The 26,131-nt window shown below is 65.8% G+C and carries 21 protein-coding genes; 10 read left to right on the top strand and 11 right to left on the bottom strand.

Annotation, left to right across the window (positions count from 1 at the left end; translation table 11 throughout):
- Nucleotides 1-33 precede the first annotated feature (33 nt).
- Genes ACO07D_RS08290 through ACO07D_RS08300 form a run of 3 tightly spaced genes read left to right on the top strand, consistent with a single transcriptional unit; the run spans nt 34 to nt 8,460 of the window.
- Entirely contained in the window at nt 34-5,448 is a 5,415-nt protein-coding gene (locus ACO07D_RS08290) for an alpha-2-macroglobulin family protein (RefSeq protein WP_421702477.1), read from the top strand.
- Nucleotides 5,445-7,487: a penicillin-binding protein 1C gene (gene pbpC / locus ACO07D_RS08295; protein WP_421702478.1), complete on the top strand. Its 2,043-nt coding sequence runs from the start codon at nt 5,445-5,447 to the stop codon at nt 7,485-7,487. Before ACO07D_RS08290 ends, pbpC begins: the two co-directional genes overlap by 4 nt.
- Nucleotides 7,488-7,512: 25 nt before the next feature.
- Entirely contained in the window at nt 7,513-8,460 is a 948-nt protein-coding gene (locus ACO07D_RS08300; protein ID WP_421702479.1) for a formylglycine-generating enzyme family protein, read from the top strand.
- 88 nt (nt 8,461-8,548) lie between these two features.
- Here the strand turns inward: ACO07D_RS08300 and ACO07D_RS08305 are convergent, their stop codons facing one another.
- The gene (locus ACO07D_RS08305; RefSeq protein WP_421702480.1) at nt 8,549-9,301 is read right to left on the bottom strand and encodes a DUF1013 domain-containing protein; all 753 of its coding nucleotides are present in this window, start codon (nt 9,299-9,301) and stop codon (nt 8,549-8,551) included.
- Between the two features lie 138 nt (nt 9,302-9,439).
- Here ACO07D_RS08305 and ACO07D_RS08310 point away from each other — a divergent pair, with 138 nt between their 5' ends.
- Nucleotides 9,440-10,069: a ribonuclease T2 family protein gene (locus tag ACO07D_RS08310; protein WP_421702481.1), complete on the top strand. Its 630-nt coding sequence runs from the start codon at nt 9,440-9,442 to the stop codon at nt 10,067-10,069.
- Between the two features lie 9 nt (nt 10,070-10,078).
- On the opposite strand, the gene ACO07D_RS08315 is transcribed toward ACO07D_RS08310, so the two are convergent.
- Nucleotides 10,079-10,993 (bottom strand): PLP-dependent cysteine synthase family protein, encoded by a 915-nt coding sequence (locus ACO07D_RS08315; protein ID WP_421702482.1) that lies wholly within the window; start codon nt 10,991-10,993, stop codon nt 10,079-10,081.
- An 85-nt stretch (nt 10,994-11,078) separates the two neighbouring features.
- On the opposite strand from ACO07D_RS08315, the gene ACO07D_RS08320 reads away from it, so the two are divergent.
- The 5 genes from ACO07D_RS08320 (at nt 11,079) to ACO07D_RS08340 (ending at nt 16,470) form a co-directional block, all read left to right on the top strand.
- Complete coding sequence (locus ACO07D_RS08320) at nt 11,079-11,453, top strand: winged helix-turn-helix transcriptional regulator (protein WP_421702483.1); 375 nt, start codon at nt 11,079-11,081, stop codon at nt 11,451-11,453.
- A 74-nt stretch (nt 11,454-11,527) separates the two neighbouring features.
- Nucleotides 11,528-13,048: a 2,3-bisphosphoglycerate-independent phosphoglycerate mutase gene (gene gpmI / locus ACO07D_RS08325; protein WP_421702484.1), complete on the top strand. Its 1,521-nt coding sequence runs from the start codon at nt 11,528-11,530 to the stop codon at nt 13,046-13,048.
- A 2-nt stretch (nt 13,049-13,050) separates the two neighbouring features.
- Nucleotides 13,051-14,193 (top strand): murein hydrolase activator EnvC family protein, encoded by a 1,143-nt coding sequence (locus ACO07D_RS08330; protein WP_421702485.1) that lies wholly within the window; start codon nt 13,051-13,053, stop codon nt 14,191-14,193.
- Nucleotides 14,194-14,200: 7 nt separating this feature from the next.
- Complete coding sequence (locus ACO07D_RS08335; RefSeq protein WP_421702486.1) at nt 14,201-15,535, top strand: S41 family peptidase; 1,335 nt, start codon at nt 14,201-14,203, stop codon at nt 15,533-15,535.
- A gap of 152 nt (nt 15,536-15,687) precedes the next feature.
- Nucleotides 15,688-16,470 carry an AAA family ATPase gene (locus ACO07D_RS08340; protein ID WP_421702487.1) on the top strand — a complete coding sequence of 261 codons (783 nt, stop codon included), beginning with the start codon at nt 15,688-15,690 and terminating at the stop codon, nt 16,468-16,470.
- Here the strand turns inward: ACO07D_RS08340 and gph are convergent.
- From gph to ACO07D_RS08385, 9 genes are all read right to left on the bottom strand, one after another.
- Nucleotides 16,467-17,102 carry a phosphoglycolate phosphatase gene (gene gph, locus ACO07D_RS08345; RefSeq protein WP_421702488.1) on the bottom strand — a complete coding sequence of 212 codons (636 nt, stop codon included), beginning with the start codon at nt 17,100-17,102 and terminating at the stop codon, nt 16,467-16,469. The two genes, ACO07D_RS08340 and gph, sit on opposite strands and share 4 nt — an antisense overlap.
- The gene (locus tag ACO07D_RS08350) at nt 17,102-17,656 is read right to left on the bottom strand and encodes a thioredoxin family protein (protein WP_421702489.1); all 555 of its coding nucleotides are present in this window, start codon (nt 17,654-17,656) and stop codon (nt 17,102-17,104) included. The genes gph and ACO07D_RS08350 overlap by 1 nt, the downstream gene beginning before the upstream one ends.
- The gene (locus tag ACO07D_RS08355; protein ID WP_421702490.1) at nt 17,656-18,615 is read right to left on the bottom strand and encodes an MBL fold metallo-hydrolase; all 960 of its coding nucleotides are present in this window, start codon (nt 18,613-18,615) and stop codon (nt 17,656-17,658) included. Before ACO07D_RS08355 ends, ACO07D_RS08350 begins: the two co-directional genes overlap by 1 nt.
- 277 nt (nt 18,616-18,892) lie before the next feature.
- Nucleotides 18,893-19,585, bottom strand: coding sequence for a ribulose-phosphate 3-epimerase (gene rpe, locus ACO07D_RS08360; protein WP_421702491.1), 693 nt, complete (start codon nt 19,583-19,585; stop codon nt 18,893-18,895).
- A 155-nt stretch (nt 19,586-19,740) separates the two neighbouring features.
- A complete protein-coding gene (locus ACO07D_RS08365; protein ID WP_421702492.1) occupies nt 19,741-20,241 on the bottom strand; it encodes a GNAT family N-acetyltransferase in 501 nt (166 codons plus the stop codon).
- An 8-nt stretch (nt 20,242-20,249) separates the two neighbouring features.
- Entirely contained in the window at nt 20,250-23,165 is a 2,916-nt protein-coding gene (locus ACO07D_RS08370) for an error-prone DNA polymerase (protein WP_421702493.1), read from the bottom strand.
- A gap of 107 nt (nt 23,166-23,272) precedes the next feature.
- Nucleotides 23,273-23,755: a hypothetical protein gene (locus ACO07D_RS08375; RefSeq protein ID WP_421702494.1), complete on the bottom strand. Its 483-nt coding sequence runs from the start codon at nt 23,753-23,755 to the stop codon at nt 23,273-23,275.
- Nucleotides 23,756-23,833: 78 nt separating this feature from the next.
- A complete protein-coding gene (locus ACO07D_RS08380; RefSeq protein ID WP_421702495.1) occupies nt 23,834-24,328 on the bottom strand; it encodes an RNA pyrophosphohydrolase in 495 nt (164 codons plus the stop codon).
- 24 nt (nt 24,329-24,352) lie between these two features.
- Nucleotides 24,353-24,886 carry an Lrp/AsnC family transcriptional regulator gene (locus ACO07D_RS08385; protein WP_421702496.1) on the bottom strand — a complete coding sequence of 178 codons (534 nt, stop codon included), beginning with the start codon at nt 24,884-24,886 and terminating at the stop codon, nt 24,353-24,355.
- Between the two features lie 15 nt (nt 24,887-24,901).
- Between ACO07D_RS08385 and ACO07D_RS08390 the strand changes: the two genes are divergently transcribed.
- Entirely contained in the window at nt 24,902-26,107 is a 1,206-nt protein-coding gene (locus ACO07D_RS08390; protein WP_421702497.1) for an MFS transporter, read from the top strand.
- The last annotated feature ends 24 nt before the right edge of the window (nt 26,108-26,131 follow it).

Here is a 26,131-nt window from a genome sequence, read left to right on the forward strand (position 1 = left end):
CGTGCCAGCATGATTTCAACGCAGGAGGACACCATGCGGAACATTCTGATTTTTATCACTTTTGTCTTGAGTTTTGCCTTTCCGGCCTGGGCAGAGGCACCGATTCCCGAACGTCGGGTGATTTATCACAACGATGTGGACTTCCCGGGCGCCGACCTGCGGTCGATCTTTGACACCACCCAGGCGGCCTGTGAAACCGCCTGTCTGGCGAGTCGCGACTGCCATGCCTTTACCTTCAACTCCCGTTCCGGTGCCTGTTTTCTGAAGTCGCAGATGTCCGCGTCCGAGACCTATGGCGGGGCCTTTTCCGCCCGTGTGGTGACCCTGAGCGCGCGGGCGGTGGCGCAGGCTGAAGAACGTGCAGCCGAGCTGGGTTTCACCTCCGCTCAGGACCTGGAGCGTGCCCGGCAACAGGCGCTGGATCTACCGCACCAATATGCGGTGGGGGAGTGGTTGCTCGACGATCTCCTCACCCGCGCCGCCGAGGCGGAGGCGAATGCCAACCTGCTGGGCGCGATGCGCAACATGGCGGCCGCTGTCGCCTTGGGGGACACCGCGGGAGCGTGGATGGACTACGCCCGCCTGTCTCTGGCCATCCGCACGAACAATTATTCTGACCGGCGCCGGTATCGTGAGCAGGGGCTATCAGCGGCGATCAACGCCTATCTTCGGGCGGGGAGCGCTGCCGAGCGGGCCTCGGTCCTCGCCGTGCTGGCTGAGGGACTGGAGGCCAATGACCGCGGCCGCGACATGATCAGCGCCCTGCGTCTGGCGCAAAGCCTTGCGCCGCGCGACGACATTGCCCGTGCGCTGGACACGGCAGTGGGCAAATATGGCTTTCGCATCACCGATGACGAGGTGCAGAGCGATCTGACCAGCCCCCGCATCTGCGCCACCTTCTCCGAGGATCTGGCCAGCAATGTCGATTATGCCCCCTACGTGCAGATGGATCAGCCCGGGTTGGCCGTGGTCGCCTCCGGTCGGCAGCTCTGTGTCGAGGGCATTCCCCACGGCACCCGTGCCCGCCTGACCTTCCGCGCGGGTCTGCCTGCGGCCAGTGGCGAGGTCACGGTGAAACCGGTCACCCTGACCTCCTACGTCGCTGACCGCGCGCCGTCGGTACATTTCCCGGGGCGCGCCTATGTTCTGCCGCCCAGCCCCGACGCGGGTCTGCCCCTGGTCGGCGTGAACGCGCCGGAGGTCGAGCTGACGCTCTACCGTGTCTCCGACCGCAACCTGGTGCGCTCGATGCAGGAGCGGTTGATTGGCCGATCGCTGTCGCCCTGGGAAGAGGAGGGTTTTGCCGAGAACACCGCGCAGGAGATCTGGACCGGCACGGGTGAGTTGCAGGTCGAACAAAACCGCGAGGTCACCACCCGCCTGCCGATGGGCGAGGCCATTGCCGACCAGCCCCCGGGCGTCTTCGTGCTGGTGGCCAAGGTGCCGGGGCAGGACCCTTATGACTATCCGCCCGCCACACAGTGGTTTGTGATCTCGGACACCGGGCTCGCCACAATGATGGGCGCGGACGGGCTGCATGTTTTTGCCCGCGCACTGGGCACAGCGGAGGCGCTTGAAGGCGCGCGCATTGATGTGATCTCACGCGCCAACGAGGTTCTGGGCACGGCCCATACGGATGCGAATGGATATGCGAGTTTTTCGAGGGCTCAGGTTGCCGGAAGGGGTGGGGCAGCGCCGGCTTTGATCGTCGCGCGTGCCCATGGCGATGACATCGCCTTCCTGTCGCTGACCGATCCCGCCTTCGACCTGTCGGACCGGGGCGTCGAAGGCCACGCCGCCCCCGGCGCCATCGACCTGTTCCTGACCACCGATCGTGGTGCCTACCGCGCGGGTGAGGTGATCAACGCCACCGCCCTTGCCCGCACCGGTGAAGCCCGCGCCTTTGACGGGTTGCCCATCACCGCCGTGCTGACTCGCCCCGACGGGGTGGAATACTCCCGCCAGCTCAGCCAGGGCGCAGGCGCGGGTGGCCATGTCTTTGCCATGCCCGTCGGTGCCACCGCCCCGCGCGGCACCTGGCGGTTGGAGATGTTCGCCGATCCCGAGGCGCCCGCCCTGGCCGCAACCACGCTGCTGGTCGAGGATTTCCTGCCCGAGCGCATCGATTTTGACCTGACCCTGCCGGAGGTGATCCGCACGGGTGACCGCCCGCGGTTGGACATCGCCGCGCGCTACCTGTTTGGCGCACCGGGCGGCGATCTGCCCATCGAGGGCGACGTGATCCTGCGCGCCGCGCGCAGCTTGGACGCTTTCCCCGGCTATGTCTTCGGCCCGGAAGAGGACCGCCCGACCCCCGCCCGCCGCAGTCTTGGCGATGGGGTGACGGATGCAAATGGCTTGGCCATGCTCCCGATTGACCTGCCCGAGATGACCGCGCCCGGCAGCCCGCTTGAGCTGACCGTGGTGACCCGCGTGAGCGAGGGTTCTGGCCGCCCGGTTGAACGGCGTGTGAGCCAGTCGGTGCAGGCGGCGGGACCGGTGATCGGGCTGCGCCCACTGTTCGACGGTGACCTTCCGGAAGGCAGTACCGCCGCCTTCAACGTGATCGCCCTGGACGCCACGCAATCCCCGTCCGAGGCCCCGCTCTCCTGGACCCTGAACCGGGTTGAGACGCGCTATCAATGGTATCGCCTGGATGGCTATTGGCGCTGGGACGCGGTGCACAGCCGCACCGCGGTCGCGAGTGGTGATCTGACCTCTGCCACAGACCCGGTCACGCTGGAGGCCCGGGTCGATTGGGGCCGCTATGAGCTGGTGGTCGAAACCGCCGATGGCGCCCCCGTGCGTACCACCACTGGCTTCTACGCCGGTTGGTACGGCGTGGCCGATGCCAGCTCAACCCCCGACATGTTGCAGGTCGCGTTGGACCGTGAAGCCTATGCGCCCGGCGACACCGCCACCCTGCGCGTCGTGCCCCGCTCGGCAGGCAAGGGTGTGGTGACCGTCATGTCGAACCGGCTGATCCACATGCAGCCGGTCGATTTCGTGGAAGGTGAGAACACCGTGACCCTGCCCGTGACCGACGATTGGGGCGCGGGTGCCTATGTCACCGCCACGCTGATTCAGCCGTTGGACGGGGCCAAACCCCGCACGCCGACCCGCGCGTTGGGCCTGGCCCATGCGACTGTTGATCCCGGCGCGCGGCACCTTGCCGTGACGCTGGACGCGCCGACCGAGGCCCGCCCGCGCGGCCCGTTGGATGTGACCGTGAACGTGGACAGCGAGGGCCCGGCCTTCGTCACCCTCGCCGCCGTGGATCAGGGCATCCTGAACCTGACATCCTTCGTCGATCCCGACCCGGCGGACCACTACTTCGGCCAGCGCCGCCTGGGGCTGGGCCTGCGAGACCTCTATGGCCGTCTGATCGACGGGCAGGCCGGGGTGATGGGCCGCGTCCGCTCCGGTGGGGATGCCATGGCGACCCTGCGCATGCAGGCTCCGCCCCCCACGGAAGAGCTGATGGCGCAATTCTTTGGCCCGATCCCGGTCGAGGATGGCAAGGCCACCGTCACGCTGGACCTGCCGGAGTTCAACGGCTCCGTGCGGCTGATGGCCGTGGCCTGGTCCGCCGAGGGCGTGGGCAATGCCTCCGGTGAGATGCAAGTGCGCGATCCGGTGGTCATGACGGCCTCCCTGCCGCGGTTCCTGCAACCGGGTGATAGCGCGCGGCTGCTGTTGGAGCTGGTTCACGCCGATGGCCCTGCGGGTGACGTGCAACTGTCCGTGGATGGGCACGGGGTCACCGTGGATGCCTCTGCCGTGCCTGACCGGTTGAGCCTCGGGGAGGGCGGCAAACTGGCGCTCTCGCTACCTGTCACGGCCACTGCTGCGGGGCTGCACCAGATCAACCTGGTCCTGCATGCGCCCGATGGCAGCCGCTTGACCAAGACGCTCATGTTGCCGGTCGAGGCGCTGGACCCTGAAACCAGCCGCACCTCGCGCTTCGAGCTGGCGGCGGGCGCGACCTTTACCCTGGATCATAACGCCTTTGCCGGGCTGATCCCGGGCAGCGGGCGGGCGACGCTGGCCTCCGGCCCATTGGGGCGCATCAACGTGCCAGCGCTGCTGACGCGGCTGGATCGGTATCCCTATGGCTGCACGGAACAGACCACCTCGCGCGCGCTGCCGCTTCTGTATTTCGGTCCGGTGGCCGAGGCGATGGGTCTGGCGGATCGCGAGGACGTGCCGGATCGCATCACCGATGCCATTGCCCGCGTCTTGGCGAACCAGGCCAGCTCAGGCAGCTTCGGCCTCTGGCGACCTGACAGCGGCGACCTGTGGCTCGACGCTTATGTCTCGGACTTCCTGTCACGGGCGCGGGCGACCGGCCATACGATGCCGGATGGCGCCTTCCGCCGCGCCATGGACAACCTGCGCAACCGGGTGAACTACGCGTCGGACTTTGACGAGGGCGGCGAGGCGATTGCCTATGCGCTCTACGTGCTTGCGCGCGAGGGTGCGGCGGCGATGGGTGACCTGCGCTACTATGCGGATGTGAAGGGCGGCGCGTTTTCGACCCCGCTGGCGTCCGCCCAGATGGGTGCGGCCCTGGCGGCCTATGGCGACCAGACCCGTGCGGATCGCATGTTTGCTCAGGCGATGAACCAGGTGAGCGGCGCGCGGGACGCAGGTCAGCTTTGGCGGGTGGACTACGGCACCTCGCTGCGCGATGCCGCCGCCGTACTGGCGCTTGCGACCGAGGCTGGCAGCCAAGCGGTGGATCGCGAGGTCCTGGTGGCCCGGGTGGCCGAAGGCGACGGGCACCTGTCCACTCAGGAGGCGACCTGGTCCTTGATGGCAACCAATGCGCTGATCGGCGATGCCGCCGCCCAGGGCCTGACCCTGAACGGCGCGCCGCTGACCGGGCCGCTCGCGACGGTGCTCGAGGGCAACCTGGCCGGGGCCACCCGCATCGTGAACACGGGCGAGGCCCCCGTGACCCTGACCCTGACCACCACCGGCGTCTCCGAGGTCCCGGAACCCGCGGGCGGCAAGGGCTACACGATCGAACGGCGCTATTTCACCATGGAAGGGGCACCTGTTGACCCCGACGAGGTCATCCAAGGCACCCGCCTGGTCGCGGTGCTGACCGTGACCCCCTGGGCCAATGGCGGCGGGCGCCTGATGGTCGCCGACCCTCTGCCCGCCGGGTTCGAGATCGACAACCCGCACCTGCTGCGCGGCGGTGACATTCGCGCGCTGGATTGGCTGGAGGTGATCGAGGATGAGGTGCAGATCGCCCAGTTCCGGCAGGACCGCTTCTTGGCTGCCGTGGATTGGTCCAGCCGCACGCCCTTCCGCCTGGCCTATGTGGTGCGCGCGGTCACGCCTGGCGTGTTCCACCACGCCGCCGCCTCGGTCGAGGACATGTACCGCCCGACCTACCGCGCCCATGGCGATGCCGGGCAGGTCCGGGTGGTCGAATGAGGCGGCGCATTGGCGCCATGACCCTGGCCCTGGCGATGTGTATCGCCGGGGCCGCTGGCTTGGACCATTGGATCGAGGCGACAGAATTGCCCGCTTTGGAGGTCGCGCGGTCAACCGAGGTTCTGGATCGCAACGGCGAGCTGCTGCGCGCCTACACGGTCGAGGACGGGCGTTGGCGTCTGGCCGTGGAGCGCGCGGGCGTTGATCCCCTGCTGGTCGAGATGCTCCTGGCCTATGAGGACAAGCGCTTTCACGACCACCCGGGCGTGGACGGAATTGCCATGGGGCGAGCGCTGGCCCAGGCGGTCTGGAATGGTCAGGTGGTCTCCGGCGGGTCCACATTGACCATGCAGGTGGCGCGCCTTTTGGAGGACGGACCGACCGGGCGCTGGGACGGCAAACTGCGTCAGCTGCGCGTGGCCCTGGCGCTGGAGCGTCGGGTGTCGAAGGCGCGCATCCTGGAGCTCTACCTGAACCGCGCGCCCTATGGCGGCAATGTCGAAGGGGTGCGGGCCGCGGCGCGGATCTGGTTCGGCAAGCCGCCCGCGCGGTTGACGCCCGCCGAGGCCGCGCTGCTGGTTGCCTTGCCGCAGTCGCCTGAAACCCGACGACCGGATCGCTTTCCGAACGCCGCCCGCAAGGCCCGCGCCCGTGTGCTGGACCGCGCTGTGGAGGCCGGGGTGATCACCGCCGAGACCGCCGCAGCCGCCCTGCGTGATCCGGTGCCCACCCGGCGGGCCGCAATGCCCGCCCGCGCCGCCCACCTGGCTGACCGCGCCCTGCGTGAAGAACCCGGCCTGGCCACGCATCGGCTGACCGTCAATGCCGACCTGCAGACACGGCTGGAGGCGCTCGCCTCCCGCGCCGTCGCGGACCACGGCGCCGAGGCCCTGTCAATCGCCGTGCTGGTGGCGGATCATGGAACCGGGGAGGTGCTGGCCTCGGTCGGCTCGGCCGGATACCGCGCGGATGGGCGGCAGGGCTTCGTTGACATGACCCGCGCCCCGCGCTCGCCGGGATCCACGCTGAAACCGTTGGTCTATGGGCTGGGTTTCGACGAGGGGCTGGTGCATCCGCAAACCCTGATCGAGGACCGTCCGATGCGGTTCGGGGCTTATGCGCCCGAGAACTTCGACGGCGCCTATCGTGGCACTGTCACCGTAGCCGAAGCCCTGCGTCTGTCCCTGAATCTGCCAGTGGTTGCTGTCCTGGACGGGCTGGGTGCCCCCCGCCTGATGGCGGCTATGGAACGCGCCGGGATGCGCCCCCGCCTGCCGGGTCAAGCGGCGCCGGGCCTGGCCGTGGCTCTGGGGGGCGTCGGGGTCACGGTCGAGGAACTGACCGCGCTCTATGCCGCTTTCGGGAACAATGGTTCGGCGGTGCCTCTGCGCCACCGGATGGGTGTCGCGCCATTGGCTGCGACCATGGTACTCAGTCCCGAGGCCGCCTGGCAGGTTGGCCATATCCTGTCGGGCATGCCGCCGCCGCCGAACGCGCCGCGCAACCGGCTGGCCTACAAGACCGGCACCAGTTACGGCCACCGCGATGCCTGGGCCGTGGGGTTCGACGGGCGCCACGTTGTCACGGTTTGGATGGGCCGTCCGGATGGCACACCCGTGCCGGGGGCGTTTGGCGCGGATGTCGCCGCCCCGGTCCTGTTCGAGGTCTTCTCCCGCGTGAAACCCGAGCTGAGCCCGCTGCCCACGCCCCCCGCCTCTGTGCTGCTGCTGTCCAACGCCGCCCTGCCGACACCTCTGCGCGAGTTCCGCCCGCGCGGCGCCATCTTCGCCGCCCCCGTCGACGCGCCTGAACTGGTCTTTCCACCCGACGGGGCGGTGGTGAACACTGGTGGCGCCCCGCTGTTTGCCCGCGTGGCTAATGGCGTTCCGCCCTTTACCTGGCTGGCCAATGGCACGCCTGTTCTGGTCGGGGCAGGCAGTCGGCAGGCCGAGCTGGACCTGCCCGGTCCGGGCCATGTGCAGCTGTCGGTGATCGACGCAGAAGGCCGTGCCGCGCGGGTACAGGTTGAGTTGGAGTAAGGTGTTTTCTGTGTTCGTATGCTTTGTGTTTCGCCATCTGTCGGCGCTTGTCGCCTGCGCGCTCGTTTGCCTGCCCACCACAGGGCTTGCTCAAGAACGCTATACGATTACCGACGGCACCGAGGTCACCCCTCTCGACATCTTTCAAGAATGCGACGCCTGCCCCGAGATGATCGTCCTGCCCCTGGGCCGCTTCACCATGGGGGCCCCCTTGGAACAATCCGCGCATCTCTGGTCACTCTGGAACAAACCGCGGGAAGGCATCACCCCCGGCTGGCCTCACGAAGGCCCCATGCATGAGGTCGAGATCGACATCCCCATCGCCATGGGCCGCAACGAGGTCACGCGCGAAGAATGGATGGCCTGCGTGGCTGACGGCGGCTGTTCCCACACCCCGGACCCGCGCATCGTGAAATTCCCCAGCGGCTACTACGTCGCCGATGATCCGCGCCACCCGGTCTTTGACGTGAGGTATCTCGACATGCTGGAGTATGTTGCCTGGCTGAACCGCAAGGTCGGGGTCGAAGTCTATCGCCTGCCAACCGAGGCGGAATGGGCCTATGCCGCGCGGGCGGGCACAGACACGCGCTTTGCGCAGGGCGACAGCCTGACCACGGATCAAGCCAACATCGGTTTGTTTTATTGGGAAGGGGAGCGCTATGTGGCCGATCCTGACAACCGCACGATGCCGGTTACTGTTGATGAGCTGGACGCCGCCAATGCCTGGGGGTTGCGCCATATGGCGGGCAATCTTCTGGAACGCACAATGAGTTGTTGGAGCGAGCGGTTACTGGGTCTGCCAAGCTCCAGCGCCTACCTGGCAGAAGCCCAACGGCACGCAACCTGTCGGCGGGTGGGGAAAGGTGGGAGGTACGGAAGTGGTGCAGATTATGCCCGCCCCGCCAACCGTGGTCGCAGACCAGAGGATAGTCGTTCCGGTAGAGCTGGTTTCAGAGTTTTGAGAGAAATGTAGGAGGTGCCTCGGCTAGTCATAGGCACCCAAAAAAGAAACCCCGGCGCGGTGGCCGGGGTTCGTCTGTCTCATCGGGGTTTGGCAAGGATCAATCCTCGTCGTCATCCCCATTGTCCGGCAGGTTGAAGAAGCTGTCGGCGTCGATGATCTCTTCCTTCTCGTCTTCCTCGGGGCGCGGATCGTCGGTCAGGCTGAAGGTTTCCAGCCCCTCGATTGCGGTCGGCATCTTCGGCTCGGCGGCCATGCCCAGCGAGGTTTCGGTCGACACCAGCTTGCGGCGCTCGTCGTCCGACATGGCGCTGCCTTCGCGCGCCGCCTTCTCGTTCGCCTTCTGCACGGCCAGGTCCAGCTCGGTCTGTTTACACAGGCCCAGGGCAACCGGGTCGATCGGCTCCATGTTCGAGATGTTCCAGTGCGTGCGCTCGCGGATCGACTGGATCGTCGGCTTGGTGGTACCGACCAGCTTGGCGATCTGACCGTCCGACAGTTCCGGGTGGAACTTGACCAGCCACAGGATCGAGTTCGGGCGGTCCTGACGTTTCGACAGCGGGGTGTAGCGCGGGCCGCGGCGTTTCTCTTCACCCACGGCGGCGGCGTAGAACTTCAGCTTCAGCTTGTGCAGCGGGTTCGCCTCGGCCTTGTCGATCTCTTCCTGGGTCAGCTGGTTGTTGGCAATCGGGTCGAAGCCCTTCACGCCGGTGGCCACGTCGCCATCGGCAATGCCCTGAACTTCCAGCTCGTGCAGCCCGCAGAAATCGGCAACCTGCTTGAAGGTAATGGTCGTGTTGTCCACCAGCCAGACGGCGGTGGCCTTCGCCATGATCGGTTTGTTGTCAGCCATCGGCCCAACTCCTTAATGCATACATCTTCCCCACGCCCCGGCTGGGGCGGCCCCGGCCATCTGGCCTGTCGGGCGGGTTTCCGTTGTCGGGGAACTTGAGGCCTATATAGTGCCGGACAGTCAAAAGGGGAAGAGGAAATGCGTTGGCTGTTGGTACTGGTAATGAGTGCGACCATGGCGCGGGCCGAGGGTGAGCGCCCCGGCGACTTCGACTATTACGTGCTCGCGCTCAGCTGGTCACCCACCTGGTGCGCCATTGAAGGCGATGCCCGGGGGGCGGAGCAATGTGATGGTGACAAGGATTTCGGCTGGGTGCTACACGGGCTCTGGCCGCAGTATGAACGCGGCTGGCCCAGCTATTGTCGGTCGGATTTTCGCGCGCCCTCGCGCGCGCAGACCGGGGCGATGGCGGATATCATGGGCTCGGGCGGCTCGGCCTGGCACCAGTGGAAGAAACACGGGGTTTGTTCCGGCCTCTCACCCGAGGATTTCTATACCCTGTCCCGGCTGGCCTATGAGCGCGTGACCCGCCCGCCGGTGCTTCGCAAGCTGACCGATCCGGTGCGCCTGCCCGCCTCGGTGATCGAGGAGGCCTTCCTGCAAGCCAACCCGGGGCTGGAGCGCGACATGATCACCATCACCTGCCGCGACGGCCGCATCCAGGAGGCACGGATCTGCCTGACCCGCGACCTGGAGCTGCGCCGCTGTGGGGCGGATGTGATCCGCGACTGTACCATGGACCGCGCGCTGCTGGACCCGGTGCGCTAACCGGGGGCGTCAGCCCTTGAACACACCCGCGTTCAGGTAGCGCAGCCCGCTGTCGATGATCACCGTGACCACCCGCTTGCCGGGACCAAGCGCGCGGGCGCGTTCCAGCGCGGCCCAGACATTGGCGCCGGAGGTTATGCCGCCGAAAATGCCCTCCTGCCGGGCCAGTGCGCGCATTGTCGTAATGGCGTTTTCGTCCGTCACCGGAATGACCTCATCCAGCAGGTCGCGGCGCAGGATGGTCGGCACGAAGGACAAGCCGATCCCCTCCAACATATGCGTGCCCGAGATGTCCCCGCCCGAGATATTGCGCACCCGGTCGGGCTCCACCACGATGATGCTCGTGTCCGGGTTGGCAGCGGTCAAAATCTCGGCATTGCCTGAGATACAGCCGCCCCCGCCCGCAGCGCAGATGAAGGCATCCACCGGGCCATCCAGTTGTGTCAGGATCTCGTGCCCCATTGGATGATAGCCCGCCTTGTTGTTCGGGTTGTTGACCTGATCGGGCCAGAAGGTGCCGGGCTGGTCGGCCAGCTGCCGGGTCCGTGCGATCATGCGGTCGATCACACCGGCGGTCAGGCGGCCGCCCTCGGCCGGGATGACCTCGACCTCCGCGCCGAAGGCGCGCATGGTGGCGAGCTTTTCTTCGGAGAACCCGTCGGAGGAGACGAAATGCGCCCTGTATCCCCGCTGCGCACAGACCATGGCGAGGCTGCTGCCGGTGCTGCCGCCAGTATACTCCACCACACGTCCGCCAGGGCGCAGCGCGCAGCGCCGTTCCGCGCCTTCGATCATCGCCAGCGCCATGCGGTCCTTCATCGACCCGGTGGGGTTGGCCCCTTCCCATTTCACGAAGACCTCCGCGCTGTTTGGCCCGGGCAGGGTGGTGAGCTGAATCAGGGGTGTGTTGCCGATGGCGTGCATGGCGCTCTCCACAGTAAGTTTCAAATCAAAAGTGACTATGACGTGAGTCGCTTGCATATTGCAAGTGACTGGCTAAACTGCCCCCATGGCCCAATCCGAACCAGACTTCCGTTCCCGCTGTTCCATCGCGCGCACGCTTGAGATCCTGGGGGACAAATGGACCCTTTTGGTCGTGCGTGACCTGATGTGGCACGGCAAACATACCTTTCAGGCGCTGGCGCGTAGTGAAGAACAAATGCCCACGAATATCCTGGCCGCCAGACTGAAGCGGTTGGAGGCGTTGGGGCTGATTGCAAAGACGCCCTATCAGCGCCGCCCCCTGCGCCATCGCTATGACCTGACGGAGGTAGGGCACAGCCTGGAACCGGTGCTGTTGGGGTTGATGGACTGGGGACACGGCCACCTGGGAGGCGGGCACTTCGACCCGGTCAGCGGCGAAAGCACACCGCCGCGCGCCTGATCCGACAACCGCCAAGGTTGCGCCCCTCCTCCGGCCTCAATAGATAGGGAGGCAAGCATTGCAAGGATCCCCCGATGACCACTCCCAAACCCGTTGTTCTGTGTATCCTCGACGGTTGGGGCCTGCGTGAAGAGACCGCCTTCAACGCCCCCGCCCTGGCCGATACACCGAACTTCGACCGCCTGATGGCGACCTGCCCGAACGCGACCCTGATCACCCACGGGCCGGATGTGGGCCTGCCGACCGGGCAGATGGGCAATTCCGAGGTCGGGCACACCAATATCGGTGCAGGCCGGGTGGTGGCGATGGACCTGGGGCAGATCGACCTGGCGATCGAGGATGGCTCCTTTGCCACCAACGCAGCGCTGGGCGAATTCATCGCCAAGATGCAAGCCTCGGGTGGCACTGCGCATCTGGCCGGACTGACCAGCCCGGGCGGGGTGCACAGCCACCAGAACCACATCATTGCCGCCGCCAAGACCATTGCCGGTGCAGGCATTCCAGTCGCGATCCACGCCATTACCGACGGGCGCGACGTGCCGCCTCAATCAGCCCGCGCGCAGCTGGCCGACTTTATCGCCGCGCTGCCGGACGGGGCCGAGATCGTGTCGGTCTCGGGCCGCTACTTTGCCATGGACCGCGACAACCGGTGGGAGCGTGTTTCGCTTGCCTATGAGGCCATCGTGCATGGCAAGGGCACGGCGTTTAGCACCGCGGATGCGGTGTTGTCAGCGGGCTACAACAACGAAACCACTGATGAGTTCATTCGCCCGGCCACCGTTGGCGATTATGCAGGGATGCAGGATGGCGACGGGCTGTTCTTCATCAACTTCCGCGCCGACCGCGCGCGTGAGATCCTGCGCGCGATTGCGGAGCCGGGCTTTGCCGAATTCGAAACCGGTACCCGCCCCGCATTGGCCGCGCTGCTGGGCATGGTCGAATACTCCGACGCCCACAACACCTACATGACCACCTGTTTCCCGAAACAGGACATCGTCAATACGCTCGCCGAATGGGTGTCGAAACAGGGCAAGACCCAGTTCCACACCGCCGAGACCGAGAAATACCCCCATGTCACCTTCTTCCTGAACGGCGGCAAGGAGGACCCGGTCAAGGGCGAGGAACGCTACATGGCCGCCTCGCCCAAGGTCGCGACCTACGACCTGCAACCGGAAATGTCCGCGCCGGATGTGACCGAGCATTTCGTCGGCGCCATCAAGGATGGGTTCGACCTGATCGTCACCAACTATGCCAACCCGGACATGGTCGGCCACACCGGCGACCTGGAGGCCGCCAAGGCTGCCTGCGCTGCGGTGGACGAAGGCCTGGGCAAGGTGCTTGCCGCGTTGGAAGAGGTCGGCGGCGCGATGATCGTCACCGCCGACCACGGCAATTGCGAGACCATGTGGGACGAGACCACCAACGGCCCGCACACCGCCCACACCACCAACCTGGTGCCGGTGATCCTGTTTGGCGGCCCCGAAGGCGCCCGCCTGAGCGACGGGCGGCTGGCGGACCTGGCCCCCACGCTGTTGGAGCTGATGGACCTGCCCAAACCGGGTGAGATGACCGGCGAGAGCCTGATCCGCCGGTGAGGGTGCGCGCGCTCCTCCTGGCCGGGGTTCTCTGGGCCACACAGGCGGTTGCCCCGGCAGCCGCGCAAAGCGATCCGGCCGAAAACGCCCGCGCGGCGATGGAGGCGCTGGACACCGCCGCGCTGAAACTGCGCGAGGCCGAGAAATCCCGCGATAGGGTCGCCGCCTTGACCGAGACGGTGCAGGCCTACGAAACCGGCCTTGCCGCCATGCGCGAGGGGCTCAGGCGCGCCACCATTCGCGAGGCCAGCATTCGCGGCGTCTTCGAGGCCGAAAGCGGACGTCTGGCGCAGCTCTTGGCCGTGTTGCAACGTATCGAGGCCGCGCCGGAACCCTCGCTGCTACTGCACCCCGACGGCCCGACCGGCACCGCGCGGTCGGGCATGATCCTGTCGGATGTGGCGCCCGCCCTCCAAAAGGAGGCGATGGCCTTGAAATCCGCCCTGCAGGAGGTCGCCGTGCTGCGCGCCCTGCAGGAAAGCGCAGTGGGCGTGCTGGAAGAGGGGCTGACCGGCGCACAGGAGGCACGCACGAGGCTCAGCCAGGCGATCTCGGACCGCACCGACCTGCCGCGTCGCTTTACCGCCAACCCGGAGGCGATGCAGACCCTGATCACCTCGTCCGAAACGCTGGAAGCGTTTGCCAGCGGCCTCATGACGGTCGAGCTGGACGGGGTCGAGGAGGTCATTTCGGCCCCCGATTTCACCGCGGCACGCGGCGATCTGGACATGCCGGTCCTGGGCACGGTGCTGCGCCGGTTCGATCAGGCAGATGCGGCAGGCATTCGCCGCCCCGGCTGGGTGATCGCCACCCGTCCCAAGGCGATAGTCACCACGCCCTGGCCTGCCACGATCCGCTACCTCGGCCCGCTGCTGGATTATGGCAATGTCATGGTCCTGGAGCCCGGTGAGGGGTATCTGCTGGTGCTGGCCGGTCTGGACCAGCTTTACGGCCAGCTGGGCGAAGTCCTGCCGAAAGGGGGCGCAGTGGGTCTGATGGGCGGGGCGGAACTGGATTCTCAAGCGATTTTGATGTCATCTGCGCAAGCATCTGGCGCAGAACGCTCGGAAACGCTTTATATGGAACTGAGATGGAACTCGGAGCCCGTGGACCCGAAGGGCTGGTTCGCGGCAGGCAAGGATTGAGATCGAGATGAAGAAATTCGTGATGGCCGCCATCGGTGGCACCCTGGCAGGGGCCGTTCTGACCACGCAGGTGGCAGGACCGCTCGTGGCCCAAAGCGCCGAGCGCAACACCTCGGTCTATGAACAGCTGGACCTGTTCGGTGACGTGTTCGAACGCATCCGTGCGCAATATGTGTCGGAGGTGGACGAGGCCGACCTGATCGAAGCCGCGATCAACGGCATGCTGTCGTCGCTCGACCCGCATTCCAGCTACCTGGCGCCGGATGATGCCGCCGACATGCGCGTGCAGACCCGGGGCAGCTTCGGCGGTCTGGGGATCGAGGTCACGCAGGAAGAAGGTTTCGTCAAGGTCGTCTCGCCGATGGATGGCACGCCCGCTGACGAGGCCGGTGTCGAGGCGGGCGATTTCGTCACCCATGTGGATGGCGAAAGCCTCTTGGGCATGACCCTGGACGAAGCGGTGGATCTGATGCGCGGACCGGTCGGATCGGAAATCATCATCACCGTGGTACGTGAAGGCCAGGAAGAGCCGTTCGATATCTCGATCATCCGTGACACGATCAAGCTGACCGCCGCCACCGCCCGCGCCGTTGGCAACACCGTGGTGCTGCGGGTGACCACCTTCAATGACCAGACCTATTCGAACATGTCCGAAGGCTTGGAACGTGTGGTCGGTGAACTGGGCGGCATGGAGAATGTCGAAGGCTTCGTGCTTGACCTGCGCAACAACCCCGGCGGGCTCCTGAACCAGGCCATCGCCGTGTCCGATGCCTTCCTGGAAGAGGGCGAGATCGTCTCAACCCGTGGCCGTGATCCGATGGAAAGCGACCGCGCCAATGCCCGTCCGGGCGATCTGGCAATGGGCAAACCGCTGGTGGTGCTGATCAATGGCGGCTCGGCTTCGGCCTCCGAAATCGTCGCAGGCGCCCTGCAGGATCACCGCCGCGCCATCGTCGTGGGCACCAAGAGTTTCGGCAAGGGCTCGGTCCAGACCGTGATGCCTCTGCGTGGCGACGGCGCCATGCGCCTGACCACCGCGCGCTATTACACCCCGTCGGGCCGGTCGATCCAGGCGCTGGGCGTCAGCCCGGACATTGTGGTCGAACAGCCCCCACGCACCCCGGCCGGTGAAGAGGGCGAAGAGGAAGCCCGCCGTCAGCGCACCGAGGCCGACCTGCGCGGCAGCCTGAACAATGACAGCCTGACCGAGGACGAGATCCGCCAGATCGAGGAAGAGCGCGAGGCCGCCGAAGAGGCCGCCAAGCTGCGCGAGGACGACTTCCAGCTCTCCTACGCGGTCGACCTGTTGAAGGGCCTGTCGACCATCGCGCTGGTGGAATGAGACAATCGGCCTGCGGGGTGGGTTCGCACCCCGCAGGTCACAACCGACTGCGGTTTTTGCCTGCAAGCGGTAAAATTATTGAATAATTTTGATGCTGGTGGCCTCGCTTCGCTCGGCTTCAATTTGCCAGCACGGCAAATTGGAGACCCCGGATGGCCCGGCGCAAACAGGGTACGAAATTGCCCGCCCCCTTCCTGACCCGGATCAGCCTGAAACCTGACGCACCTGATGCCAGCGCCGGGTATCCGTTCGACCTGCCCTGGCTGCGGGACAGGGATTTCACGCTGGAATTTACCACTCCGGTGACCATCATCGTCGGTGAGAACGGCTCGGGCAAATCCACCTTGATTGAGGCGCTGGCCGGGCTGGCGGGATATGACGAGGCGGGCGGCGGCAAGGGTTACATGCCGGTCGATCACAGCATGGCGCTGGATCGTAGCGGTGTCGCCCTGGCGGACGGTTTCCGTGCCGCCTGGCTGCCGAAACTGACAAGAGGATGGTTCTTCAAGGCGGAAAGCTTCTTTTCGGTCGCGCGCTACCTGGACGAGATGGCGTTGACGTATGATGGGATTGCGCCGGATTTCCTGTCCTGGTCCCATGGGGAAGGCTTTGTCCGCGTGTTTCACGAACGCATGTCCCAGCAGGGTTTCTATCTGATGGACGAACCGGAAAGCGCCCTGTCGCCGAAACGACAGCTGGACCTGCTGCGCCTGCTGTCGAACATCCAGACCTCGGCCCGCGCCCAGGTGGTCCTGGCCACCCATTCGCCACTCTTGATGGCCGTGCCCGGTGCGCGGCTGCTCGAGGCGACGCGTTTCGGCTTCCTCGAACGCAGCTATACCGAGACCGCGCATTTCAAGCTCTACCGCGCCTTTGCGGCAGACCCGGAGGGGTTCATCCAATCGGCCTTGCGGGATGGAGAAGAGCTGCCCTAACCCACCAACCCGCGCAGCTCGCGGAAGTGGGTGAAGGCGTATTTGTGCGGTAGGCTCTCCACGGGACCCTTGCGGTAACCTTCAGTAAACAAAGCGAAATCCACACCTGCGCGCAGGGCGGTTTCCGCGTCCACCTCGCTGTCACCCACGAAAAGAGATGGCCCATCTCCCAAAGCCACCAGCGCGTGCAGCAGGGGTTCCGGGTCCGGTTTCTTCACGGCCAGGCTGTCGCCACCGATTACCACCTCGAAATACTGGGTCAGACCAAAGTGATCCATCACATCCACCGCCGGGTCATGCGGCTTGTTGGTGCAAAGCCCCAGCCGATGCCCCGCCGCCTTGAGCCGCGCCAACGCTTCCTCGACCCCCGGATAGACCCGCGTGCGCGCGGCGGGTTCGGCCTTGTAGGCCTCCAGCGTGACCTGGGTCAGCCTCGCGTGATCGTTCGGATGCAACCCGACATGCGCCATGGCGCGTTCCACCAGCTTGGGCAGCCCGTTGCCCACAAAGCCGGTCACCGTGGCCTGGTCCAGCGGCCCCATGCCCTCGCCCGCCAGCATCACGTTCACCGCAGCTGAAAGGTCCGGCACGCTGTCCACCAACGTGCCATCCAGGTCGAAAACAATGCGCATCAGGCTGTCCACTTGATCGAGCAACCGATGGAGGCCACCTGGTCGCGCGGCCCCAGGCCGGTCTCGGCCACCTGTTTCATTGCCTCATAGAGGTCGCGGCGCAGGTCCGAAGGCCCCGCCGCATTGCGCGAGGCATCCAGCCGCCCGCGATATTGCAACCCGCCCTCGGCGTTGTAGCCGAAGAAATCCGGCGTGCAGACAGCGCCATAGGCGCGCGCCACCTCCTGGCTTTCGTCGTAGAGATAGGGGAAGGGAAAGCCGTGCTCCCGGGCCATCTCCGCCATCTTGCCGGGCCCGTCCTGCGGATAGGCCACGGCATCGTTTGCGCTGATCGCCACCACGCCCACGCCAAGCGCCTGCAAGTCGCGCGCGTCGCGGATGATCCGGTCCAGCACCGCCAGAACATAGGGGCAGTGGTTGCAGATGAACATGACCAGGGTGCCGCGTTCTCCGCGCACATCTGCCAGCGTGTGGCGCCGCCCGTCCGTGCCCGGCAGATCAAAATCCACCACGGGAGTGTCAAACTCACAGACAGGGGGCACCAGGGCGGGCATTATTCGAACTCCATCTCCGCAAAGACCTGGCCCGCGTTCTTGGTGGCCAGCTCGTCAAAGGTATCCAGGTAGCGATAGGGCTCCTGATCGACGTAGTAAGCGTCGTCCAGAGAGCCGCCATTGTCCAGATGTTCCCCGACGACGCCGCGCAGATGTTTGAGGTATCCGATCGTGTCCTTTTCCACCTGCGCCATGTTGGTCGGGTTGCCGTGGCCGGGAATGACATAGGTGGCGTTCAGGGGCGCAAACGCCGTCTCCCAAGTCTCGATCCAGCACGAGGTGCAGGTCTCGACAAAGATCGGTGTCATGCGGTTGTTGAAAGCGATATCGCCAGCGATCATCATGCCCAGCTCCGGCAGCCAGACCTGGGTGTCACCGGGCCCATGGGCGGGGCCGGAATGCAGCACTTCGATGCGCATGTCGCCCATCTCGATCACCTCCTTGTCGGAGAAGGTGCGGGTGGGCTGGACCAGGGTGGTGCCGTCGCTGTTTTCCTGGGCATAGCGTTTCATGCCTTCAAGGATCTGCGGACCGTATTCTTCGAACTCATGGGCGGCGTCCTCATGGGCCAGGATCTCGACGCCCTGTTCAGCCCAATAGGAGTTGCCCAGCATGGCATGGCCCTGGCCGTTCTCGTTGATCACCAGCTTGACCGGTTGGTCGGTGATCGCCTTGATCTCGGCATGCAGCGCCTCGGCCAGCTTGTAGTTGGCGCCGCCGTTGATAACGACCACGCCGTCGCCGGTGATCAGGAAGGACAGGTTGTTGTTATGACCCGCGTTTTCGTAGGTGGGCGGCGCGGTGGCGCCGATCGCCGACCAGACGTTCGGGATCACCTCATAGGGTTTTGAATAGAGCACCGACTGCGGGTACATGTCGGCCACGTCTTCGAAGGCGAAAGCGGGGTTGGCGGCAGGGGCGGCCAGCAGGGCTGCGGCCAGCAGGGCGGTGCGGATCATGGGGTCCTCCTCAGGTCATTTGGCAATACATAAACGCATTCGCATATGTATTGCCAGCGGGAGATGGTTCGCGACGTAGACGGCGGTGACGCGCCTGACCCTGGGTGGGCGCTTGCGCAACAGTTTTACTGGGCGAATGCTTCGAAACACCCGAAACGCACGTGCATGCTGCAACGTCGCAATGCGCCCTCCCGTGGGGAGGGTCAGGCGCGTCACCGCTGCGCGGCTCCGATGACGACTTCTTCGCTGACGCTCGAAGGGCGTTGCGCTTGGGGTCTTACCCCTGCGCCTTGGCAGCCGCCTCGCGCAGGGCACGGATGTTTTCGCCGTAAACCTCGGGCGTGTCGACCGAACCGCCCTTGAACACGGCGGAGCCTGCGACGAAACAGTCGGCGCCTGCGGCAACCAGCGGGCCGATGGTGGTCGGATCCACGCCGCCATCGACCTGGATGTGAATGTCACGATCCCCGATCATCTCGCGCACCTGGCGCACCTTTTCGACCGAGGAGGGGATGAATTTCTGCCCGCCGAAGCCGGGGTTCACGCTCATCACGAGCACCATGTCGCAGAGCGGCAGCAGGTGTTCGATCACGCCCGCGGGCGTGCCCGGGTTCAGGCTGATCCCGGCCTTGGCGCCGGTCGCCTTGATCGCCTGCAGGGTGCGGTGCGGGTGCGGGCCGGCCTCGTAATGGGCGACGATCATGTCGGCGCCCGCGTCCGCATAGGCCTGGATATAGGGGTCCACCGGGGCGATCATCAGGTGCACGTCCATGAAGGTTTTCACATGCGGGCGGAAGGCTTTCACGGCGGGCGGGCCGAAGGTCAGGTTCGGCACGAAATGTCCGTCCATCACGTCCACATGCACCCAATCTGCGCCCTGATCCTCGATGGCGCGGATTTCCTGGCCGAAGTTGGCGAAGTCGGCGGAAAGGATCGACGGGGCGATCTTGATGGAACGGTCGAAGGTCATGGCAGGGCTCCGGGAATGGCTGTTCGCGCGCCTCTTAGCATGGGGCGGCGGGGATGCGAAGGGGCTCTGTCTGATGCCTTGGTGGTTGTGTCCGGTGGGGAGTTTGAGGGGCTGGCCCCTCAAACTCCCCAAGGTATTTCTAGCAAGAAAAGAGGTCAGTCCCGCGCGAGTCCGATCAGGTCGGTCCAGGTGATGTGGCAGGAGCGGGTTTTCTGGCCGAAGATCTCGTCGTCATAGGGTGGGCCTTCCACGCCGCCCAGGCGGGTGTAGAAGCGGCGGGCGGCGTGGTTCTCCATCAGTACGGTCAGGTCGAGCGTGGTGAAACCGCGCTTTTGTGCTTCCTCGGCCATGGTGCGCAGAAGCCGGGTGCCGGTGCCCTGGCCTTTCTGTGTGGGATCGACGTGAAGATTGTCGAGATAGGCGGTGTTGCCCTGGGGTAGGGTGGCGGCGAAACCGGTGAGGGTGCCATTGGTCAGGGCAACCAGGCGAAAGGCGCCCTCCGGCATCGGTTCGGCCCATTGCCGGGCCAAATCCTCGGCCATCGGCCCATCCAGGTAGGCATCCGGCAACATGCCGCGATAGGTCGTGGCCCAGCTGGCGGCGTGCAGGCGGGCGATGGCCGGGTAATCGGCAGGGGTGGCGGCGCGGATTTCCATGCCTCGCCCTAGCCCGTCTGTTCGGACGGGGCAAGCGGGGTGAGCTTGTGACGCAAGAGTGCCATCGGGTGGGCGCGTAAGGAAAGGCGCAGGGCGACGTAGTCCTCGACCACCTCTTCGCCCAGGCTCATCTCGGGCAGGGTGACCGGGGCTTCGTAAATGGCCTCGCCATCCATGTCATTCGCAAAGAGCGGTAGGGGCTTGTCCGCGGTGATCGCCTTGGCTGCCCAGAGCGCCTGGCGACGCGGCAGGCCGATGCTGGCAAAGGCATCGGCCTCGGCCAGTTTCACGATCAGCTTCGGCGGCGTGCCGGCGCGGCGCCAGATATCCTCGACCGCGCGGTAGCCATTGCCGCGCGCGGCGGTGAGCCAGCCCGCTTCCTCCTCGCCGAACCCCTTGATCTGGCGAAAGCCCAGGCGCAGGGCCAGGCCGCCCCGGCCGTCGGGCTCCATCGTATTGTCCCAGAAACTGGCGTTCACGCAGACCGGGCGCACCTCGACTCCATGTTCACGCGCATCGCGCACGATCTGGGCGGGGGCGTAGAAGCCCATCGGCTGCGCGTTCAGAAGCGCGCAGGCGAAGATGCCCGGGTGGTGGCATTTCAGCCAGGAGGACGCATAGACCAGCAGGGCAAAACTGGCGGCGTGGCTTTCCGGAAAACCGTAGCTGCCGAACCCCTCGATCTGCGAGAAACAGCGCTCGGCGAAGTCGCGGTCATAGCCCTTGTCCAGCATGCCCTTCACGAACCGCCCGTGAAAGTCGCTGACATTGCCATGTTTCTTGAAGGTGGCGAGCGAGCGTCTGAGCCTGTCCGCCTCGTCAGGCGTAAACCCCGCGCCGATGATGGCGATCTGCATCGCCTGTTCCTGAAACAGCGGCACGCCCAGGGTCTTGCCCAAGACCTCGCCCAGCTCGTCGGAGGGGAAGGTCACGGCCTCCTCGCCGTTTCGCCGCCGGATGAAGGGATGCACCATGTCGCCCTGAATGGGCCCGGGACGAATGATCGCGACCTGGATCACAAGATCATAGAAACTGCGCGGTTTCATGCGTGGCAGGAAATTCATCTGCGCGCGGCTTTCGACCTGGAAGACTCCCAGGCTGTCGGCGCGGCAGAGCATGTCGTAGACGCGCGAATCTTCGGCGGGGATGGACGCCAGGTTGTGGTCGATCTGCAGATGCTGATCCAACAGCCCCAGCGCCTTGCGGATGCAGGTCAGCATGCCCAGGGCCAGTACGTCGACCTTGAGGATGCCCAGCGCGTCGATATCATCCTTGTCCCAGCAGATGACCGTGCGGTCCTCCATCGTGGCGTTTTCGACCGGAACCAGCTCGTCCAGTCGCCCTTCGGTCATGATGAAGCCGCCAACGTGCTGGGACAGGTGGCGGGGAAAGCCCTGGATCTCGTCGCAGAGCTCCAGCACCTGGGCCAGGCGGCGGTCGCGCGGGTCCAACCCGATCTCGCGCAGCCGCTCGTCGCGCAAGCCCCCGCCGCCCCAGCCCCAGACCTGGCTGGACATGGCGGATATCGTATCCTCGGACAGGCCCATGGCGTGGCCCACCTCGCGGATGGCGCGTTTGCCGCGGTAGTGGATCACGGTCGCGCAGAGCCCGGCGCGGTGGCGGCCGTAGCGGTTATAGATGTGCTGGATCACCTCCTCGCGCCGTTCATGTTCGAAATCAACGTCAATGTCGGGGGGCTCGTTGCGCGCCTCGGACACGAAACGTTCGAAGACCATCGTGCCGATTTCCGGGCTGACGGAAGTGACGCCAAGCGCGTAGCAGGTCACCGAATTGGCCGCCGAGCCGCGCCCCTGGCAGAGGATGCCGCGGGACCGCGCGAAGGCCACCACGTCGCGCACGGTCAGGAAATAGGGCTCGTATTTCAGCTTGGCGATCAGGGTGAGCTCATGGGCCATCAGGCGGGAAACGCGGGGGGGAATGCCCTCTGGGTAGCGGTCCGCCAGACCCTCGTGGGCGAGGCGTGACAGGCGGTCGGTGGGGCTTTCGCCCTCGGCGATCTCGGACGGGTATTCATAGCGCAGCTCGTCGAGGGAAAATGTGCAGCGCGCGGCGATCTCTGCGGTGCGTGCGATGGCGTCTTCGTGTCCGGCGAAGAGGCGGTGCATTTCGGCCTCCGACCGTAGACGCTGTTCGGCATTGGGCTGGGCGCGGCGGCCCAGGGCGTCGACGCGCAGGCCCTCGCGGATGGCGGTCAGTACATCCAGCATACGGCGGCGTCTGGAATGGTGCATGAGCGGTGCGGCGCTGGCGACGGTGGGGATGTCCAGCTGTTTGGCCAGGGCGGAGAGGGCGGTGAAACGCGCACCATCCTGACCGTCGTAGCGTGGGGCCAGCACCAGGTGGACTTGCGCGGGGAAGCGGCGCGTCAGCCGTTGCGCCTGTTTCCCCCACCCGTCCGCGCCGCCGTCGGGCCCGGGCGCCTGTTGCGGCGGGTGCAGGAGCATCTCGCAACCCTTGCCCCACTCCAGTAGATCCTCCATGCGCAAGAGGCAGTCGCCCTTGGGCGCGCGCCGTCGCCCCAGCGTCAGCAGGCGGCAGAGCCGCCCCCAGGCAGCGCGGTCGCGGGGCAGCAGCGTTGCAGAGAATCCGTCCGCCAACACGATGCGCGCGGCGGGGAGCAGGCGCGGCACGGTAAAGATATCGGCGGAAGGCGGGGCGGGGATATGTGCGGGCCGGGGCGGGCCGATCAGCCCGTGTTCGGCATCAAATGCCTGGCGCAGCGCCACCAGTCGCGCCACCTCGCGACATTCCACATGGGCGCGCACGATCCCCGCGACCGAGTTCACATCGGCAATCGCCAGCGCTCCCATGCCCATGGCGGCGGCACGCCTGACATACTCCTCGGGGTGGGAGCCCCCGGTGAGGAAGGTAAAGTTCGAGGTGATCGACAGCTCGGCAAACATGCCTCATTATATTCACGTTTTGTTCTTGTTGTGGAGTCGCCCGGGTGATCCCGGACGGAACCAAGACTTTTCTGAAAAGTCTTGGAAAATTCTTTCTGAAAGAATTTTTAGCGGCGCGGAACGCAGCGCCCGCCCCGTCCGCAGCGCACCACCTGGCGCACAACCGATTCGTCGGGATGCCCGAAGGCCATGCCGCCGCAAGGATCGGTGGTCAGAAGATAGCCGTCGTCCGTCTGCCTCAGATAGGCGAGATATTCATAGCCGCTGGTCAGCCCGCCGCACCAGGGGCCGAAACATTGCACATTCACCTCGATCTGCTGATCGAACGGATGCACGAACCCGTCCCCGCCCAGGGAATGCCCCGTGAAATGGCCGGTAAAGAACGTATATTCGGGCGTCTGATCCTGGTGTTCCCAATCCACCTTGGGCAGCTTGCTTTCGTCGAACTGCAACGTGCCCAACACAACGATATAGGCGTCTTCGGAAGCCTCGGCATCCTTGTAGACTTCGACCGGTCCATAGGGCAGGCAGGACAGGGCAAGGGCGGGGGTGGAGAGCAGAAGGGCGGCGATCAGGCTACGCAAGAACATGCAAGCAGCCTGCGCCTAGTGGAGGGAAGCAACAAGGGGAAAACCCCACCGCAAGCGACGCCTTGCCGACGGGGGCGATCACAGCCGGTCGCGGAAGGCCTCGACCACCTGGGCGTAGATCTCGCGTTTGAAGGGCACGATATTGGCGACCAGCTGGTCGGCCTCGAGCCAGCGCCATTCAGAAAACTCCGGATGGTCCGTGGCGATGTTCACGTCCTTGTCCGTGCCCTTGAAGCGCAGAAGGAACCACAGCTGTTTCTGACCGCGATAACGCCCCTTCCAGATCTTCGGCACGATGTCATGGGGCAGGTCATAGGGCAGCCAGTCCTCGGTCTGGGCCTCGACCTCGACCAACTCGGCGGGCACGCCGGTTTCCTCCCACAGCTCGCGCAGGGCAGCTGTACGCGGATCCTCGCCCTCGTCCACCCCGCCCTGGGGCATCTGCCAGGCCGCCGCCGTGCCCAGTTTCGGCGCGTCGATGCGCTGGCCGACGAAGACGCGCCCGTCCGCATGGGCCAGCATGATGCCCACGCAGGGGCGGTAGGGCAGTTTGGCGATCTCGTCCGGTGTCATCTGGGCCTCCGTTTTGAGGTCAATTTACGGATTCTGCGGGGCAGTGCCAGAGGCGATCTCGGGTGATGTGTCGCCCTGCACCGGCCGCTCCAGATAAGTCGACAGCACCACATAACTGCGCGTGGTGATCACCGTGGGCACCTGGTAGATGCGTTCCAGCAGCCGCTCCATCTCGTTTCCATCACCCACGCGCACCTTGAGCAGCAGGCAGGTGTCGCCGGCCACGCCGTGGATCTCCTCGATCTCGGGAAAGCGTTTCAGCGCCATCACGGGTTCGGTCTTGCCATAGCCCTTCACGTCCACATGCACGAAGGCGAGGAAGTTCTTGCCCAAGGCCTGCGGGTCGACCCGCGCCACCGTGCCCTTGATCCGGCCCGAGGCTTTCAGGCGTTTGACCCGCTCGTGCACGGCGGGGGCCGACAGGCCGACCTCCTCGCCCAGGGCCTGGAAGGACCGGTCCGCGTCCCGTGCAAGCGCGCTTAAGATTTTTCGGTCCATCGGGTCGAGGGGACGTTGCGCCGCCCCGCCCCGCCGAATGTCATTCGTTTCTTTCACCATGGGGATACCGGGATATTGCCGAAGATCATTCGGCATTCTAGCCACTATGACGAACAGAACAATGGTGTGGTCATGAATCCGATCTGGCTCTTGATGCTGGCCGTGGGGCTGGTGGGCTCCAATTCCCTGGTGCTGTCGCCGCTGGCCGCCGAGGTGGCGGGCAGCTTTGCGCCGCGCAGCCCCGAGGAGGTGATGATCGCCTCCGCCATCTATGGTGGAGCGGTGGCGGTCTCCGCGTTGATCGTGGCGCCGCATGGCGACCGGGTGGGGCTGCGCAATGCGCTGATCTGGGCGCTTTGGGCGCTGACAGCGGCGCTGGGCCTGTCGGCCGTTGCACCAAATCTTTGGATGTTGGCGGGGGCCCAGGCCCTGGCCGGAGTTGCCGCAGGCGTGGTGCTGCCCGCCTGCTATGGCCTGGCCGCCGAACTGGCCCCCAAGGGGCGCGAGGCTGCGACCTTGGGTCGCGTGATCCTGGGCTGGACCATCTCGATGGTCGCGGGCGTGACCCTGTCGGCGATCCTGGCGGATGCGACCCACTGGCGGGTGGTCTTCGCCGTGTTGGGCGGGTTCGGCGTGGCCATCAGCCTGGCCCTGACGATCCTGACCACCGAGACACGCCCCCGCGCCGTTGGTCGCCCGCCCGCCCCCTGGACGGTGCTGCGCATTCCCGGTGTGACCTCCGGCCTGACCTCGGTCGCGTTGTTCATGATCGCCTTCTACGGCGTCTACGCCTATCTGGGCACGCATATGACCCAGGTGTTGGGCGTCTCGACCGCGTTGACCGGGTTGGTGACGCTGAGCTACGGCATCGGTTTCGGCCTGGCCGCGCCGCTGGATGCTCTGGCAGACCGCTACGGGCCCGCGCGGGCGACGCCGACGGTGCTGGCAGTGTTGGTCGGGCTCTATCTGCTGCTGGGCGGGGTTCATGCAAGCGCCTTGGGCATCCTGGCGGTGGCCGCCATCTGGGGCGTGTTCCAGCATCTGGGGCTGAACCTGCTGGTCGGGCGTCTGGCTGCGATCGACCCGACCCGCCGCGCGGCGATCATGGGGCTGAACAGCTCGGTCACCTATGTGGCGATGTTCGCGGGCACGGCGGGGTTCAAGCCGATCTTCCTGACCTGGGGCCATGCGGGCAGCGCAGTGGCCGCCGCGCTCTGCCTGCTCCCGGCGCTGGCATTGGCCCTTGCGGCCCGTCGGGGCTTGCAGGTTCCCGCTGAATGACCCACCCTGACGGTTCAGGGAGGA

Origin of the sequence: Aliiroseovarius sp., from assembly GCF_965228805.1 — a bacterium.
Lineage (GTDB): Bacteria > Pseudomonadota > Alphaproteobacteria > Rhodobacterales > Rhodobacteraceae > JASBTN01.

Excerpts from the sequence above, each read along its gene's own strand:
- ACO07D_RS08320 (WP_421702483.1), top strand. The coding sequence starts at position 11,079 with ATGGCCCAATCCGAACCAGACTTCCGTTCCCGCTGTTCCATCGCGCGC.
- rpe (WP_421702491.1), bottom strand. The coding sequence starts at position 19,585 with ATGACCTTCGACCGTTCCATCAAGATCGCCCCGTCGATCCTTTCCGCC.
- ACO07D_RS08350 (WP_421702489.1), bottom strand. The coding sequence starts at position 17,656 with ATGCCCGCCCTGGTGCCCCCTGTCTGTGAGTTTGACACTCCCGTGGTG.
- ACO07D_RS08310 (WP_421702481.1), top strand. The coding sequence starts at position 9,440 with ATGCGTTGGCTGTTGGTACTGGTAATGAGTGCGACCATGGCGCGGGCC.
- ACO07D_RS08305 (WP_421702480.1), bottom strand. The coding sequence starts at position 9,301 with ATGGCTGACAACAAACCGATCATGGCGAAGGCCACCGCCGTCTGGCTG.
- gpmI (WP_421702484.1), top strand. The coding sequence starts at position 11,528 with ATGACCACTCCCAAACCCGTTGTTCTGTGTATCCTCGACGGTTGGGGC.
- ACO07D_RS08370 (WP_421702493.1), bottom strand. The coding sequence starts at position 23,165 with ATGTTTGCCGAGCTGTCGATCACCTCGAACTTTACCTTCCTCACCGGG.
- ACO07D_RS08340 (WP_421702487.1), top strand. The coding sequence starts at position 15,688 with ATGGCCCGGCGCAAACAGGGTACGAAATTGCCCGCCCCCTTCCTGACC.
- ACO07D_RS08315 (WP_421702482.1), bottom strand. The coding sequence starts at position 10,993 with ATGCACGCCATCGGCAACACACCCCTGATTCAGCTCACCACCCTGCCC.
- ACO07D_RS08335 (WP_421702486.1), top strand. The coding sequence starts at position 14,201 with ATGAAGAAATTCGTGATGGCCGCCATCGGTGGCACCCTGGCAGGGGCC.
- ACO07D_RS08290 (WP_421702477.1), top strand. The coding sequence starts at position 34 with ATGCGGAACATTCTGATTTTTATCACTTTTGTCTTGAGTTTTGCCTTT.
- ACO07D_RS08365 (WP_421702492.1), bottom strand. The coding sequence starts at position 20,241 with ATGGAAATCCGCGCCGCCACCCCTGCCGATTACCCGGCCATCGCCCGC.
- ACO07D_RS08375 (WP_421702494.1), bottom strand. The coding sequence starts at position 23,755 with ATGTTCTTGCGTAGCCTGATCGCCGCCCTTCTGCTCTCCACCCCCGCC.
- ACO07D_RS08355 (WP_421702490.1), bottom strand. The coding sequence starts at position 18,615 with ATGATCCGCACCGCCCTGCTGGCCGCAGCCCTGCTGGCCGCCCCTGCC.
- pbpC (WP_421702478.1), top strand. The coding sequence starts at position 5,445 with ATGAGGCGGCGCATTGGCGCCATGACCCTGGCCCTGGCGATGTGTATC.
- gph (WP_421702488.1), bottom strand. The coding sequence starts at position 17,102 with ATGCGCATTGTTTTCGACCTGGATGGCACGTTGGTGGACAGCGTGCCG.
- ACO07D_RS08380 (WP_421702495.1), bottom strand. The coding sequence starts at position 24,328 with ATGACACCGGACGAGATCGCCAAACTGCCCTACCGCCCCTGCGTGGGC.
- ACO07D_RS08385 (WP_421702496.1), bottom strand. The coding sequence starts at position 24,886 with ATGGTGAAAGAAACGAATGACATTCGGCGGGGCGGGGCGGCGCAACGT.